Annotated in this window: 14 protein-coding genes; 13 read left to right on the top strand and 1 reads right to left on the bottom strand. The window is 61.2% G+C overall.

What is annotated here, in order from left to right; genetic code table 11:
• Positions 1–16 precede the first annotated feature (16 nt).
• Together ACVWYU_RS20965 and ACVWYU_RS20960 are read left to right on the top strand one after the other, a co-directional pair.
• Positions 17–214, top strand: coding sequence for a hypothetical protein (locus ACVWYU_RS20965; RefSeq protein WP_457373575.1), 198 nt, complete (start codon positions 17–19; stop codon positions 212–214).
• Between the two features lie 6 nt (positions 215–220).
• Positions 221–1,786: a methyl-accepting chemotaxis protein gene (locus ACVWYU_RS20960; protein WP_457373574.1), complete on the top strand. Its 1,566-nt coding sequence runs from the start codon at positions 221–223 to the stop codon at positions 1,784–1,786.
• A gap of 132 nt (positions 1,787–1,918) precedes the next feature.
• On the opposite strand, the gene ACVWYU_RS20955 is transcribed toward ACVWYU_RS20960, so the two are convergent.
• On the bottom strand, positions 1,919–2,596 hold the full coding sequence (locus ACVWYU_RS20955; protein ID WP_457373573.1) for an alpha/beta family hydrolase: 678 nt from the start codon (positions 2,594–2,596) through the stop codon (positions 1,919–1,921).
• Between the two features lie 93 nt (positions 2,597–2,689).
• Between ACVWYU_RS20955 and ccoN (ACVWYU_RS20950) the strand changes: the two genes are divergently transcribed.
• From ccoN (ACVWYU_RS20950) to ACVWYU_RS20900, 11 genes are all read left to right on the top strand, one after another.
• Entirely contained in the window at positions 2,690–4,114 is a 1,425-nt protein-coding gene (gene ccoN / locus ACVWYU_RS20950) for a cytochrome-c oxidase, cbb3-type subunit I (RefSeq protein ID WP_457373572.1), read from the top strand.
• Positions 4,115–4,124: 10 nt separating this feature from the next.
• Positions 4,125–4,733 (top strand): cytochrome-c oxidase, cbb3-type subunit II, encoded by a 609-nt coding sequence (ccoO, locus tag ACVWYU_RS20945; RefSeq protein WP_047531409.1) that lies wholly within the window; start codon positions 4,125–4,127, stop codon positions 4,731–4,733.
• Positions 4,734–4,736: 3 nt separating this feature from the next.
• Positions 4,737–4,940: a cbb3-type cytochrome oxidase subunit 3 gene (locus tag ACVWYU_RS20940; protein WP_457373571.1), complete on the top strand. Its 204-nt coding sequence runs from the start codon at positions 4,737–4,739 to the stop codon at positions 4,938–4,940.
• Positions 4,937–5,890, top strand: a complete 954-nt coding sequence (gene ccoP / locus ACVWYU_RS20935) for a cytochrome-c oxidase, cbb3-type subunit III (RefSeq protein WP_457373570.1) — start codon at positions 4,937–4,939, stop codon at positions 5,888–5,890. Before ACVWYU_RS20940 ends, ccoP (ACVWYU_RS20935) begins: the two co-directional genes overlap by 4 nt.
• 483 nt (positions 5,891–6,373) lie before the next feature.
• Complete coding sequence (gene ccoN, locus ACVWYU_RS20930; protein ID WP_090323908.1) at positions 6,374–7,816, top strand: cytochrome-c oxidase, cbb3-type subunit I; 1,443 nt, start codon at positions 6,374–6,376, stop codon at positions 7,814–7,816.
• Positions 7,816–8,424, top strand: coding sequence for a cytochrome-c oxidase, cbb3-type subunit II (gene ccoO, locus ACVWYU_RS20925; RefSeq protein WP_090323910.1), 609 nt, complete (start codon positions 7,816–7,818; stop codon positions 8,422–8,424). Before ccoN (ACVWYU_RS20930) ends, ccoO (ACVWYU_RS20925) begins: the two co-directional genes overlap by 1 nt.
• A 5-nt stretch (positions 8,425–8,429) precedes the next feature.
• On the top strand, positions 8,430–8,615 hold the full coding sequence (locus ACVWYU_RS20920; protein ID WP_003175465.1) for a CcoQ/FixQ family Cbb3-type cytochrome c oxidase assembly chaperone: 186 nt from the start codon (positions 8,430–8,432) through the stop codon (positions 8,613–8,615).
• Positions 8,612–9,595, top strand: a complete 984-nt coding sequence (ccoP, locus tag ACVWYU_RS20915; RefSeq protein WP_390956825.1) for a cytochrome-c oxidase, cbb3-type subunit III — start codon at positions 8,612–8,614, stop codon at positions 9,593–9,595. Before ACVWYU_RS20920 ends, ccoP (ACVWYU_RS20915) begins: the two co-directional genes overlap by 4 nt.
• 337 nt (positions 9,596–9,932) lie before the next feature.
• Entirely contained in the window at positions 9,933–11,348 is a 1,416-nt protein-coding gene (gene ccoG / locus ACVWYU_RS20910) for a cytochrome c oxidase accessory protein CcoG (RefSeq protein WP_090323912.1), read from the top strand.
• A 10-nt stretch (positions 11,349–11,358) separates the two neighbouring features.
• The gene (locus ACVWYU_RS20905) at positions 11,359–11,898 is read left to right on the top strand and encodes a FixH family protein (RefSeq protein ID WP_247256085.1); all 540 of its coding nucleotides are present in this window, start codon (positions 11,359–11,361) and stop codon (positions 11,896–11,898) included.
• 164 nt (positions 11,899–12,062) lie between these two features.
• On the top strand, positions 12,063–14,513 hold the full coding sequence (locus tag ACVWYU_RS20900; protein ID WP_457373569.1) for a heavy metal translocating P-type ATPase: 2,451 nt from the start codon (positions 12,063–12,065) through the stop codon (positions 14,511–14,513).
• The last annotated feature ends 17 nt before the right edge of the window (positions 14,514–14,530 follow it).

The following is a 14,530-nucleotide window of genomic DNA, read 5'->3' as shown; positions in this document are numbered from 1 at the left end:
ATGTACTGAGCCAACCTTGACCGCAGCAAACACCCACGCAAAACAGCCGCGGATCATACGCTTGGATCCCATCAAGGGAAACCTGAAAAGCGCAGCCGCCCGGCGGCTCGACCTTCATTTTCGCGGCGAATTTGCGACACGCATCAGGTTCCGCAAAAAAAAATTCAACAAATTCGCGACGCAGCCGACAACTCTTGAAAGCCTTGCGGATTGAAAAGCCATGCGTAACAACCAGCCCATCACACAACGCGAACGGACCTTCCCGGCTCAGCAACGGTTGATTTCCACCACCGATGCCAAGGGACTGATCACCTACTGCAACGACGACTTCGTCGAAATCAGCGGGTTTTCCCGTGAGGAACTGATCCGTGCGCCGCATAACCTGGTTCGTCACCCCGACGTTCCGGCCGCGGTGTTCTCGCACATGTGGGCAACACTCAAACAAGGCTTGCCATGGATGGGCATTGTCAAGAATCGCTGCAAGAGCGGTGATCACTACTGGGTCAACGCCTATGTGACGCCGATCTTCGAAGGCAATCAGGTGATCGGTTACGAGTCGGTGCGGGTCAAGCCCACTGCGGAACAGATCCGCCGTGCCGAAGCGCTCTACCAACGCATCAATCAGGGCAAGCCGGCCATTCCTTCCACCGATAAATGGTTGCCGATCCTGCAAGACTGGCTGCCGTTCATTCTGGTCAGCCAGTTGAGCTTCATGATCGGTGCCTCGCTGAACTCCCAGTGGGGGTTTGCCCTGGCCGCCGGTCTCTCGGTGCCACTGGGCCTGATGGGCCTGAGCTGGCAGCAACGCGGCATTAAGCGTTTGCTGCAACTGGCCGAGCAGACCACCTCGGACCCGCTGATCGCACAGATGTACACCGACAGCCGCGGTGCCCAGGCGCGCCTGGAGATGTCGATCCTCAGCCAGGAAGCCCGCCTGAAAACCTGCCTGACCCGCTTGCAGGACACCGCCGAGCACCTGACCGACCAGGCGAAACAGTCCGACACCCTGGCCCACAACAGTTCCTCGGGCCTGGAGCGCCAGCGCGTCGAAACCGAACAGGTGGCCACTGCCGTCAACCAGATGGCCGCCACGACTCAGGAAGTCGCCAGCCACGTGCAACGCACCGCCGACGCCACCCAGGAAGCCAATCGCCTGACCGGGCGTGGCCGTGACATCGCCGGGGAAACCCGCGAAGCCATCCAGCGCCTGTCGGTGGTGGTCGGGGAAACCGGACAGACCGTGACCCAACTGGCCAAGGACAGCGACGAAATCGGCGGTGTGGTCGATGTGATCAAAGGCATCGCCGACCAGACCAACCTGCTGGCGCTGAACGCCGCCATCGAAGCGGCCCGCGCCGGTGAGATGGGTCGTGGTTTTGCGGTAGTGGCGGATGAAGTGCGCCAATTGGCGCAACGCACCAGCGAATCCACCGGACAGATTCACGCCCTGATCGCCAAGCTCCAGCAAACGGCCGGCACGGCGGTGCAGACCATGGAAGCCGGGCATCGTCAGGCGGAAGAAGGTGTGGCGCGGGTGCTGGAAGCGGACCAGGCCCTGGTCGGCATCAGCGAAGCGGTGGCCAACATCACCGACATGACCACCCAGATCGCTGCCGCGACCGAAGAGCAAAGCGCGGTCGCCGAGGAAATCAGCCGCAACATCAGCAACATTTCCACCCTCGCCGACCAGACTTCGGAACAGGCACAGAACTCGGCGCTGCTGAGCGAAGAGCTGACCAAGACCGCGAATACCCAATATTCGTTGGTGGAGCGGTTCAATCGCTGATAGCTGCTGGAAAAACAAAACCCGGATCGCGAAAGCTTCCGGGTTTTTTTTGAGTCTGTGAACGTGATGCTGCCTGGCAGTCCCTCATCGCGAGCTTGCTCGCGATGGGCTTATCAGCGTCTCAACAAAGCCTCACTGAAGGAATGATGCAACCTTCTGCGCCGCAGCCGCCAGGTGCTCCTCATGGGTAAACCCTGAGGCCTTCAACGGCTTCAAATCATGGTCCCCCGCCGCCAGCCACATCAGTTCGATACTCGGTGACAGCGCATACCGCTCGACCGTCTCGCGATTGCCCAATGCATCTCGCTCGCCCTGCACGATCAACGTCCGCGTTTTCAACTCAGCCAGATGCTCCACACGCGGCTTCTCCGGCTTGCCCACGGCATAGAACGGATACCCCAGACACACCAGCGCATCGGCCCCCATTTCATCCGCCAGCAAACTGGCCATCCGCCCGCCCATGGACTTGCCACCAATGGCCAGGCGCCCGGCGACATGGCGTCGCACCACGGCGTATACCTCGCGCCAGCACTCCAGCAGCTTCGGTGCCGGATTCGGTGGGCGCTTGCCGCCGTCGACACGCCGCTGCGCCATGTAGGGAAATTCGAAGCGCAAGACGTTGACGCCCTGTGCGGCAAGGCGTGCAGCCATGTCACTCATCCAGTCGCTGTCCATCGGCGCACCGGCACCATGGGCCAGAATCAGCGTCGCCGAAGCCGGCGCCACGGCGGCATTCCACAGCCATCCATGATCCCGCACGCACTGCGCCCATTGATCCCCGTCAATACCGGCCTTGTGCTTCTTGTCCATGCTTGCCTCGCTTTTAGTCTGCCTATAACTCCAGGCGAAGGGGACACTGCCTTGCGCAAGCGCCCACTTCGGCTGAACCGTGGATGGGGAACCATGAACACTTCTATCAGTACCGCCTACAACTACAAGGTGGTCCGCCAATTCGCCATTATGACGGTGGTGTGGGGCATCGTCGGCATGGGGCTCGGGGTTTTTCTCGCTGCCCAGTTGGTCTGGCCCGAACTCAACTTCAATTTGCCGTGGACCAGTTTCGGCCGCTTGCGCCCGCTGCACACCAACGCGGTGATCTTCGCCTTCGGCGGCTGCGCCCTCTTCGCCAGTTCGTTCTACTCCGTGCAGCGCACCTGCCAGACCCAACTGTTCGCGCCAAAAATCGCCGCGTTCTGCTTCTGGGGCTGGCAACTGGTGATCCTGCTGGCCGCCATCAGCCTGCCGCTGGGCTACACCAGCTCCAAGGAGTACGCCGAGCTGGAATGGCCGATCGATATCCTGATCACCATTGTCTGGGTCGCCTATGGCGTGGTGTTCTTCGGCACGCTCATGAAGCGCAAGACCAAGCACATCTACGTCGGTAACTGGTTCTTCGGTGCGTTCATCATCACCGTGGCGATTCTGCACATCGTCAACAACCTTGAGCTGCCGGTGAGCCTCACCAAGTCCTACTCGATATATTCCGGTGCGACCGATGCCATGGTGCAGTGGTGGTACGGGCACAACGCCGTGGGCTTTTTCCTCACCGCCGGTTTCCTCGGGATGATGTATTACTTCGTGCCGAAACAGGCCGAACGCCCGGTGTATTCCTATCGCCTGTCCATCGTGCACTTCTGGGCGCTGATCACCCTTTATATCTGGGCCGGTCCGCACCACCTGCACTACACCGCGCTGCCGGACTGGGCGCAATCGTTGGGCATGGTGATGTCGCTGATCCTGCTGGCGCCGAGCTGGGGCGGGATGATCAACGGGATGATGACGCTCTCGGGGGCCTGGCATAAGTTGCGAAGCGACCCGATCCTGCGCTTCCTGGTGGTGTCCCTGGCGTTCTACGGCATGTCGACGTTCGAGGGGCCGATGATGGCGATCAAGACCGTCAACGCCCTCTCCCACTACACCGACTGGACCATCGGCCACGTCCATGCCGGCGCACTCGGCTGGGTGGCGATGATTTCCATCGGCGCGCTGTACCACATGATCCCGAAAGTCTTCGGTCGCCCACAGATGCACAGCATCGGCCTGATCAACGCGCACTTCTGGCTCGCCACCATCGGCACCGTGCTGTACATCGCCTCCATGTGGGTCAACGGCATCGCCCAGGGCCTGATGTGGCGCGCAGTCAATGAAGACGGAACGCTGACCTACTCCTTCGTCGAAACCCTGGCGGCCAGTCATCCGGGCTTCATCGTACGGCTGGTGGGCGGGGCGATCTTCCTCAGCGGCATGTTGCTGATGGCTTACAACACCTGGCGCACCGTGCGGGCCTCGCAGCCTGCCGACGTTGCCGCTGCCGCGCAGATGGCCTGAGGAGTCCGCCATGAAACACGAAACAATCGAAAAAAACGTCGGTCTGCTGCTGTTGTTGATGATCTTTGCCGTGAGCATCGGCGGCCTGACCCAGATCGTCCCGCTGTTCTTCCAGGACGTGACCAACAAACCGGTGGAAGGCATGAAGCCCTACACCGCGCTGCAACTCGAAGGCCGCGACCTCTATATCCGCGAAGGCTGCGTCGGCTGCCACTCGCAGATGATCCGCCCGTTCCGTGCCGAGACCGAACGCTACGGGCACTACTCGGTGGCCGGTGAGAGTGTCTGGGATCACCCGTTCCTGTGGGGCTCGAAACGCACCGGACCGGACCTGGCGCGGGTCGGCGCACGTTACTCCGATGACTGGCACCGCGCGCACTTGTACAACCCGCGCAACGTCGTGCCGGAATCGAAGATGCCGGCCTACCCATGGCTGGTGGCCAACGCGCTCGACAGCAGCCACACCGAGACCAAGCTGCGCGCCATGCGCACCCTGGGCGTGCCGTACACCGACGAAGACATCGCCGGCGCGACCGAATCGCTCAAGGGCAAATCGGAAATGGATGCCCTGGTCGCCTACCTGCAAGTGCTCGGCACTGCGATCAAGAGCAAGAGGTGAGCCATGGTCTTTGAAATAAGAAGTGGAATGATTCGCGGCCTGGGCACGGTCGTGGTGTTCGTGGCTTTCGTCGGCCTGACGCTCTGGGTGTTCAACGGCAAGCGCAATCCGGAGTTCGCCGAAGCGCGCCTGTTGCCGTTCGCCGACGAGCCACAACCCGACAGTGTCCCCCCCCAAGAATCCGCAACAAGGAGTACCCGGCCATGACCACCTTCTGGAGTACGTGGATCTGCGTACTGACCATCGGCAGCCTGATCGGCCTGACCTGGCTGCTGATCGGCACTCGCAAGGGTGAAACCAAGGGCAGCGTCGACCAGACCATGGGCCATAGCTTCGACGGCATCGAGGAGTACGACAACCCGTTGCCGCAGTGGTGGTTCATGCTGTTCGCCGGCACCCTGGTGTTTGCCGTCGGCTACTTGATTCTCTATCCGGGCCTGGGCAACTGGAAGGGCATCCTGCCCGGCTACGAAAACGGCTGGACCGGTGCGCACGAATGGGAAAAGGAAATGGCCAGGGCTGATGCGAAGTTCGGACCGATCTTCGCCAAATTCGCCGCCATGCCACTGGAAGACGTGGCCAAGGATCCGCAAGCGTTGAAAATGGGCGGCCGCCTGTTTGCCTCCAACTGCTCGGTATGCCACGGCTCGGATGCCAAGGGCGCATTCGGCTTCCCCAACCTGACAGACAGCGACTGGCGCTGGGGCGGCACCCCCGACACGATCAAAACCACCATCATGGGTGGACGCATGGCAGCGATGCCGGCCTGGGGTGAAATCCTTGGTGAAACCGGGGTGAAAAACGTCGCGGCTTACGTGCGCCATGAACTGGCCGGCCTGCCGCTGGCCGCCGACAGCGGTGCGGATCTGCAAGCCGGACAGCAAGTGTTCAGCACCACCTGCGTAGCCTGCCACGGGGCAAACGGCCAGGGCACTGAAGCCATGGGTGCGCCGAATCTGACGCACCCGGCCGGTTTTATCTACGGTACAAGCCTGGCGCAGTTGCAACAAACCATCCGCCATGGTCGCCAGGGCCATATGCCAGCGCAAAGCGAACTGCTCGGTAACGACAAGGTTCAATTGCTGGCGGCGTATGTGTACAGCCTGTCTCACGCTGCCGGCACCGAGCGCTTGCAGGCCGAAGGCAAAGCCGAGTAATCGGTGACCGCTCTACTGCCGCATTCTCCGGAATGCGGCAGCTTCCTGCCCCTTTGCGACCCATTGTCGCACCCTCATTCAGTCTTCCTTTCGGTTCGCCAGATTCGGGTCTAAGCTTGCTCCGATGCGGACTGGCAAGTACCGGTTCCAGGTCGACCCTAACCGATGTGTTCGACGGATTCAGCTCGATGACAGGCCGCAAAGGCTGGTAGATACCGGCTGTCGCGCGAATTGCCATCGGTCACCTGATCCTTGCGTTTGAACACACCCCGTTACATGTGACCTGACCCCCTCGCCCATTTAGTCCGGCGGGACACTTTGCCGGTGTGCAATTTTGTCCCTACGCGGCGCATGGAAAGGCCGCAGAATCAGCATTTGAAAGCATTGATCCAGGTCATGGCGCGTTGCAATGACCCCCTGCTTTCTACATACTTGCGGCCGATTTTTAATCCTAATAAAACACCCAAACCGTGGAACCTTAGAATGAGCACAGCAATCAGTCCGACTGCTTATAACTATAAGGTAGTCCGCCAGTTCGCCATCATGACGGTGGTCTGGGGGATCCTTGGCATGGGGCTCGGTGTCTTCATCGCCTCACAGCTCGTATGGCCGGAATTGAATTTCGGTCTGCCGTGGACGACTTTTGGACGCCTGCGCCCGTTGCACACCAACCTGGTGATTTTCGCCTTCGGTGGATGTGCACTGTTTGCCACTTCTTATTATGTCGTGCAGCGAACCTGCCAAACGCGACTGATTTCCGACAGCCTCGCTGCCTTCCACTTCTGGGGATGGCAAGCAGTGATCGTCGGCGCCATCGTTACCTTGCCGCTGGGTTACACAACCACCAAGGAATACGCTGAGCTGGAATGGCCGCTGGCCATTTTGCTGGCCATTGTCTGGGTCACCTACGGCCTGGTGTTCTTCGGCACCATCGTCAAGCGCAAGACCAAGCACATCTATGTGGGCAACTGGTTCTACGGTGCCTTCATCGTCGTGACCGCGATGCTGCACATCGTCAACCACGCGTCCCTGCCGGTCAGTTTCTTCAAGTCCTATTCCGCCTACTCGGGCGCCACGGACGCGATGATCCAGTGGTGGTACGGCCACAACGCCGTAGGTTTCTTCCTGACCACCGGCTTCCTGGGGATGATGTACTACTTCGTGCCGAAACAGGCCGAACGTCCGATCTACTCCTATCGCCTGTCCATCGTGCACTTCTGGGCACTGATCACCCTGTACATCTGGGCCGGCCCGCACCACCTGCACTACACCGCGCTGCCGGACTGGGCCCAGTCCCTGGGCATGGCCATGTCGATCATCCTGCTGGCTCCGAGCTGGGGCGGCATGATCAACGGCATGATGACCCTGTCGGGCGCCTGGCATAAGCTGCGCACCGACCCGATCCTGCGCTTCCTGGTCGTGTCCCTGGCGTTCTACGGCATGTCGACCTTCGAAGGCCCGATGATGGCCATCAAGACCGTGAACTCGCTGTCGCACTACACCGACTGGACCATCGGCCACGTACACGCCGGTGCCCTGGGCTGGGTGGCGATGATCTCGATCGGCGCGATCTACCACATGATCCCGAAACTGTTCGGTCGTGCGCAGATGCACAGCACCGGCCTGATCAACGCGCACTTCTGGCTCGCGACCATCGGTACCGTTCTGTACATCGCTTCGATGTGGGTCAACGGCATCACCCAGGGCCTGATGTGGCGTGCAATCAACGATGACGGCACCCTCACCTACTCGTTCGTCGAAGCACTGCAAGCCAGCCACCCGGGTTACATCGTCCGCGCACTGGGAGGTGCATTCTTCGCCACCGGCATGCTGTTCATGGCCTACAACGTATTCCGTACCGTACGCGCCTCGAACCCGGCTGAAGCTGAAGCCGCCGAACAGATTGCTGTAGTTGGAGCTCACTGATGAAGCATGAAGCAGTCGAGAAGAACATTGGCCTGCTGGCCTTCTTCATGGTTATCGCCGTCAGCGTCGGCGGCCTGACCCAGATCGTTCCGCTGTTTTTCCAGGACGTCACCAACAAGCCGGTCGAAGGCATGAAGCCTCGCCCGGCGCTGGAACTGGAAGGTCGTGACATTTTCATCGCCAACGGTTGCGTCGGCTGCCACTCGCAGATGATCCGTCCGTTCCGCGCCGAGACCGAACGTTACGGTCACTACTCGGTGGCCGGTGAAAGCGTCTGGGATCACCCGTTCCTGTGGGGCTCCAAGCGTACCGGTCCGGACCTGGCCCGCGTCGGCGGTCGTTACTCCGATGACTGGCAGCGTGCGCATTTGTACAACCCGCGCAACGTCGTGCCCGAGTCGAAAATGCCGGCCTACCCGTTCCTCGTGGAAAACAAGCTCGACGGCAAGGACACTGCCCGGAAAATGGAAGTCTTGCGCACGCTCGGCGTCCCTTACACCGACGAAGACATCGCCGGCGCCAAGGATGCTGTGAAGGGCAAAACCGAAATGGACGCGCTGGTGGCCTATCTGCAAGGCCTGGGCACCATCATCAAAAGCAAACGGTGATCTAAATGGATATCGGGATGATTCGCGGCCTGGGCACCGTTGTCGTGATGGTTGCCTTTATCGGTCTGGCGTTGTGGGTTTTCAGCCCCAAGCGCAAGTCGGAGTTTGAAGACGCGACCTTGCTGCCTTTCGCGGATGATCCCGAAGCCATCAAGCACGTCGAGCAAGCTTCTAGGAGTAACAAAGAATGACTACATTCTGGAGTCTGTACGTCACAGTCCTCAGTCTCGGTACGATCTTTTCCCTGACCTGGCTGCTGCTGTCGACCCGCAAGGGCCAGCGCACCGAGGCGACCGAAGAGACGGTTGGACACTCCTTCGACGGGATCGAGGAGTACGACAATCCGCTGCCGAAATGGTGGTTCATGCTGTTCGTGGGCACCATCATCTTCGCCCTGGGCTACCTGGTGCTGTACCCGGGCCTGGGCAACTGGAAGGGGCTGTTGCCGGGTTACAACTACCTGGATAACGAGAAGCAGACCGCGTTCGCCAACGGCCAGACTGGCTGGACCGGCGTTCACGAGTGGGAAAAGGAAATGGCCAAGTCGGACGCCAGGTTCGGCCCGATCTTCGCCAAATTCGCGTCCATGCCGATCGAAGAAGTCGCCAAGGACCCGCAAGCCCTGAAGATGGGTGGCCGCCTGTTCGCCTCCAACTGCTCGGTTTGCCACGGTTCCGACGCCAAAGGCGCTTACGGCTTCCCTAACCTGACCGACGCCGACTGGCGCTGGGGCGGCGAGCCGGAAACCATCAAGACCACGATCATGGGTGGCCGTCACGCGGTCATGCCGGCGTGGGCTGAAGTGATTGGCGAACAAGGCGTTGCTGACGTTGCCGCGTTCGTGGTGACCAACCTCGATGGCCGCAAGTTGCCGGAAGGCACCAAGGCTGACCCGGTTGCCGGCCAGAAACTGTTCGCGGCCAACTGCGTGGCTTGCCACGGTCCGGAAGGCAAAGGCACCCCGGCAATGGGCGCCCCCAACCTGACCCACCCTGCCGCGTTCATCTACGGTTCGAGCTTCGCTCAACTGCAGCAGACCATCCGCTACGGCCGTCAGGGCCAGATGCCTGCGCAAGAGCTACTGCAGGGTAACGACAAGGTTCACCTGCTGGCCGCTTACGTCTACAGCCTGTCTCACGGTGAGAAGGCTCCGGCGGCGGACGCTCAGTAAGGCGAACGCTGGACGCAACACAAAAGACCCCGTCATTTGACGGGGTCTTTTTTTTGTAACCGCAAGACAAGATCCCGATCACACAGCCCCTGTTGCCGCGCCAGGGGCTGACGTTGTCACCACCCCACGACCGGACAGCTATACTGCACATGTCAATTGACCTGCATCATGTTTTGTTACATTCGCTACACCATCTATGAATTTCACCCAACGCGACCAAAGGTCGCACCCTTGGGCTAGAGCGACAGGCGTATCATTGCGCCACTGCAACACCTCTCTTTGACCGCGGTCGGCACGCACTGACCGAGGCATTTTTCCACTGCCGTGGGATGCAATGATGAGCAACCAGATTCCGGTACACGACGTCACACCGCCCAACAAAAACGCGAACAACAGCGTCGATCTCTACGCCTCTCGAGAAAAAATCTACACCCGTGCGTTCACCGGCCTGTTCCGCAACTTGCGAATGATGGGCGGCGCCTTTTTGTTTCTGTTGTATTTCGGCACGGTCTGGTTGAACTGGGGCGGCCATCAGGCCGTCTGGTGGAATCTGCCGGAGCGCAAATTCTTTATTTTCGGCGCGACCTTCTGGCCGCAGGACTTCATCCTGCTTTCGGGCATTTTGATCATCAGCGCTTTCGGCCTGTTCTTCATTACGGTGTACGCCGGGCGGATCTGGTGCGGCTATACCTGCCCGCAGAGCGTCTGGACCTGGATTTTCATGTGGTGCGAAAAGGTCACCGAAGGCGACCGCAACCAGCGCATCAAGCTCGACAAGGCGCCCATGAGCGCCAACAAGTTTCTGCGCAAATTCAGCAAGCACGCCCTGTGGCTGCTGATCGGCTTTGTAACCGGCATGACCTTCGTCGGCTACTTCTCGCCGATCCGTGAGTTGGTTATCGACTTCTTTACCGGCGAAGCCGATGGCTGGTCGTATTTCTGGGTCGGATTCTTCACCCTCGCCACCTACGGCAATGCCGGCTGGCTGCGCGAGCAGGTGTGCATCTACATGTGCCCGTACGCACGCTTCCAGAGCGTGATGTTCGACAAGGACACGCTGATCGTGTCCTACGACCCACGTCGTGGCGAAAGCCGTGGCCCGCGCAAGAAAGGCGTCGACTACAAGGCCCAGGGCCTGGGCGACTGCATCGACTGCACCATGTGCGTTCAGGTCTGCCCGACCGGCATCGACATTCGCGACGGCCTGCAGATCGAGTGCATCGGTTGCGCCGCGTGCATTGATGCCTGCGACAGCATCATGGACAAGATGGAATACCCGCGCGGCCTGATCAGCTACACCACCGAGCACAACCTGTCCGGGCAGAAAACCCATAAACTGCGTCCGCGCCTGATCGGCTACGCCGTGGTGCTGCTGGCGATGATCAGTTTGCTGGTCACTGCGTTTTTCATGCGTTCGCTGGTGGGTTTCGACGTCAGCAAGGATCGCGTGCTGTACCGTGAAAACGCCGAAGGGCGGATCGAAAACGTCTACAGCCTGAAGATCATGAACAAGGATCAGCGCGACCACACCTATGTGCTGGAAGCCACCGGCTTGCCGGACCTGAAGTTGCAAGGCCGGCGCGAGATCAAGGTGGCGGCCGGGGATATCATCAGCCAGCCGGCCGAACTGTCCGTGGCGCCAGAACACCTGCCGTCGAGCACCAACGAGGTGAAATTCATCCTCAAGGATGCCGATGACGCCAGCATCCACGTAGAAGCCAAGAGCCGATTCATCGGCCCCCAAAATCGTTGAGAGACTGAACATGCCCGCAGCAAACGCCGCAAGCCCCTGGTACAAGCACCTTTGGCCGTGGATCATCATCGGGATTCTGACTTGCTCGGTGACCCTGACCCTGTCCATGGTGACCATTGCGGTGAACCACCCGGACAACCTGGTCAACGACAACTACTACGAGGCCGGCAAAGGCATCAACCGTTCCCTCGACCGTGAACTGCTGGCGCAGACGCTAAAGATGCGTGCCAACCTTCACCTGGATGACGTGACGGGGGAAGTCGACCTGCGCTTGAGCGGCAACAGCCAGCCGAAAACCGTGGATCTGAACCTGATCTCGCCGACCCAGCCGGAAAAGGACCGCAAGATTGTCCTGACCCGCAGTGAGACCGAACAGGGTCGCTATATTGGCCAGTTGAGCGACAAGATCGAAGGCCGGCGCTTTGTCGAATTGCTCGGCACTCAGGACGACCACACATGGCGCCTGTTCGAAGAAGAACTGATCAGCCATGACAAGGATCTGCTGCTCGGTGACGAACCACTGCAAGGCGCGGAAGACCTGAAAAAATAAAGCACCTGCGATGTGGCGAGGGAGCTTGCTCCCGTTGGGGTGCGAAGCGCCCCTAAAGCCTGCAGACCGGTTTTTTCAGAAATTGCGAGTATTCAGCATTACGACTGCTTCGCAGCCGAACGGGAGCAAGCTCCCTCGCCACATTGGTTTTCATAACGACCGACATGACCACCCCAATCCCCTGCTACCACTGCGCCCTGCCCGTCCCGGCCGGCAGCCGATTCACCGCGGCGGTCCTGGGGCAAACCCGCGAGTTCTGCTGCCCGGGCTGTCAGGCGGTGGCCGAGGCGATTGTCGCCGGTGGACTGGAAAGCTATTACCAGCATCGCAGCGAAGCGTCGGCCAACCCCGAAGCGCTACCGGTGCAACTGGTGGACGAACTGGCCCTGTACGACCGCGCGGATGTTCAGCAACCCTTTGTCCGCCACGAAGGCGAACTCGCCGAAACCACGTTGCTGATGGAAGGCATCAGTTGTGCCGCCTGTGGTTGGCTGATCGAGAAACATCTGCGTGCGTTGCCAGCCGTGGCCGAAGCGCGCTTGAACCTGTCCAACCATCGCCTGCACGTCCGTTGGGCCGATGCCCAATTGCCGCTCAGTCAGGTGCTCGGCGAGTTGCGCCACATCGGTTACGCCGCCCATCCCTATCAGGCCGACCGCGCCAGCGAACAACTGGCCAGCGAAAACCGTCTGGCCCTGCGTCAGTTGGGTGTCGCCGGACTGCTGTGGTTCCAGGCGATGATGGCGACCATGGCCACCTGGCCGGAATTCAACATCGACCTCAGCCCCGAGCTGCACACGATCCTGCGCTGGGTTGCGCTGTTCCTCACCACCCCGATCGTGTTCTACAGCTGCGCGCCCTTCTTCAAAGGGGCCATGCGCGACCTGCGCACTCGCCACCTGACGATGGACGTTTCGGTGTCACTGGCCATTGGCAGCGCCTACCTCGCCGGGATCTGGACCTCGATCACCGGCGTGGGTGAGCTGTACTTCGACGCCGTCGGCATGTTCGCGCTGTTCCTGCTGGCGGGGCGTTATCTGGAACGCCGCGCCCGGGAACGTACGGCCGCCGCCACCGCACAGTTGGTCAATCTGTTGCCAGCCTCGTGCCTGCGCCTGAGTGCCGACGGTCAGAGTGAACGCATCCTGCTCAGCGAACTGCGCGTCGGTGACCAGGTGCTGGTGCACCCCGGCGCGGTTCTCCCGGCCGACGGCAAGATCCTCGAAGGCCAGTCGAGCATCGACGAATCGCTGCTCACCGGCGAATACCTGCCGCAGGCCAGGACCACAGGCGATGCGGTTACCGCGGGCACCCTGAACGTCGAAGGTGCGTTGACCGTGGAAGTCCAGGCCCTGGGTCAGGACACTCGTCTGTCCGCCATCGTCCGCCTGCTGGACCGCGCCCAGGCCGAAAAGCCGCGACTGGCGGAAATCGCCGACCGCGCGGCGCAATGGTTCCTCCTGCTGTCACTGATCGCCGCCGCCGCGATCGGCTTGCTGTGGTGGGAGCTGGATGCGTCGCGGGCATTCTGGATTGTCCTGGCGATGCTGGTTGCGACCTGCCCATGCGCCCTGTCCCTGGCCACGCCGACGGCGCTCACCGCGGCCACCGGCACGTTGCACAAGCTGGGGCTGTTATTGACGCGCGGCCATGTGCTCGAAGGCCTGAACCAGATCGATACAGTGATTTTCGACAAGACCGGCACCCTCACCGAAGGACGCCTGACGCTGCGCTCGATCCGTCCCCTTGGCGCCCTCGACAGCGGTCAATGCCTGAGCCTCGCCGCCGCGCTGGAAAACCGCTCCGAACACCCGATTGCCCGCGCCTTTGGCCGTGCGCCACTGGCCGCCGAAGACGTGCACAGCACGCCCGGCCTCGGCCTCGAAGGGCGGGTCGGCGAACAGCGTTTGCGCATTGGCCAACCCGGTTTTGTCTGCGAACTCAGTGGCGCCGCCCTGCCGTCGATGCCGGATGAAGCCGGGCAATGGCTGCTCCTGGGCGATAGCCAGGGGCCGCTGGCGTGGCTGGTCCTCGACGACCGCTTGCGTGCCGATGCCCGCGCCCTGCTGGATGCCTGCAAGGCGCGTGGCTGGCGCACCTTGTTGCTGTCGGGCGACAGCTCGCCGATGGTCGCCAGTGTCGCCGCCGAACTCGGTATCGACGAAGCCCGCGGCGGCTTGCGCCCGGACGACAAACTGCAAGTCCTGCAACAGCTGCACCAGCAAGGTCGCAAGGTGTTGATGCTCGGTGACGGGGTCAACGACGTACCGGTGCTGGCCGCTGCCGACATCAGCGTGGCCATGGGTTCGGCCACCGATCTGGCAAAAACCAGTGCGGACGCGGTGCTGTTGTCCAATCGACTCGACGCGTTGGTGCAGGCCTTCAGCCTGGCTCGGCGCACCCGTCGGGTAATCATCGAGAACCTGCTGTGGGCCGGGCTGTACAATGGCCTCATGCTGCCGTTCGCCGCCCTCGGCTGGATCACTCCGGTATGGGCCGCGGTCGGTATGTCCATCAGTTCCCTGACCGTGGTGCTGAACGCGCTGCGCCTGACTCGCCTGCCGAGCGCGCCCGCCACCAGCAGCACGCCACAAACCCGTCCGCTGCCGGCCTGAGCCGCAACGGGCATGGA

It is taken from the genome of Pseudomonas sp. TE12234 (assembly GCF_054061835.1).
This window is presented reverse-complemented; position numbering and strand designations above follow the sequence as displayed.

Bases quoted from the DNA above. Each gene is read 5' to 3' on its own strand.
- ACVWYU_RS20900 (WP_457373569.1), top strand. From the start codon at position 12,063: ATGACCACCCCAATCCCCTGCTACCACTGCGCCCTGCCCGTCCCGGCC.
- ACVWYU_RS20960 (WP_457373574.1), top strand. From the start codon at position 221: ATGCGTAACAACCAGCCCATCACACAACGCGAACGGACCTTCCCGGCT.
- ccoP (WP_390956825.1), top strand. From the start codon at position 8,612: ATGACTACATTCTGGAGTCTGTACGTCACAGTCCTCAGTCTCGGTACG.
- ccoG (WP_090323912.1), top strand. From the start codon at position 9,933: ATGAGCAACCAGATTCCGGTACACGACGTCACACCGCCCAACAAAAAC.
- ccoP (WP_457373570.1), top strand. From the start codon at position 4,937: ATGACCACCTTCTGGAGTACGTGGATCTGCGTACTGACCATCGGCAGC.
- ACVWYU_RS20920 (WP_003175465.1), top strand. From the start codon at position 8,430: ATGGATATCGGGATGATTCGCGGCCTGGGCACCGTTGTCGTGATGGTT.
- ACVWYU_RS20905 (WP_247256085.1), top strand. From the start codon at position 11,359: ATGCCCGCAGCAAACGCCGCAAGCCCCTGGTACAAGCACCTTTGGCCG.
- ccoO (WP_090323910.1), top strand. From the start codon at position 7,816: ATGAAGCATGAAGCAGTCGAGAAGAACATTGGCCTGCTGGCCTTCTTC.
- ccoN (WP_457373572.1), top strand. From the start codon at position 2,690: ATGAACACTTCTATCAGTACCGCCTACAACTACAAGGTGGTCCGCCAA.
- ACVWYU_RS20955 (WP_457373573.1), bottom strand. From the start codon at position 2,596: ATGGACAAGAAGCACAAGGCCGGTATTGACGGGGATCAATGGGCGCAG.
- ccoN (WP_090323908.1), top strand. From the start codon at position 6,374: ATGAGCACAGCAATCAGTCCGACTGCTTATAACTATAAGGTAGTCCGC.
- ccoO (WP_047531409.1), top strand. From the start codon at position 4,125: ATGAAACACGAAACAATCGAAAAAAACGTCGGTCTGCTGCTGTTGTTG.
- ACVWYU_RS20940 (WP_457373571.1), top strand. From the start codon at position 4,737: ATGGTCTTTGAAATAAGAAGTGGAATGATTCGCGGCCTGGGCACGGTC.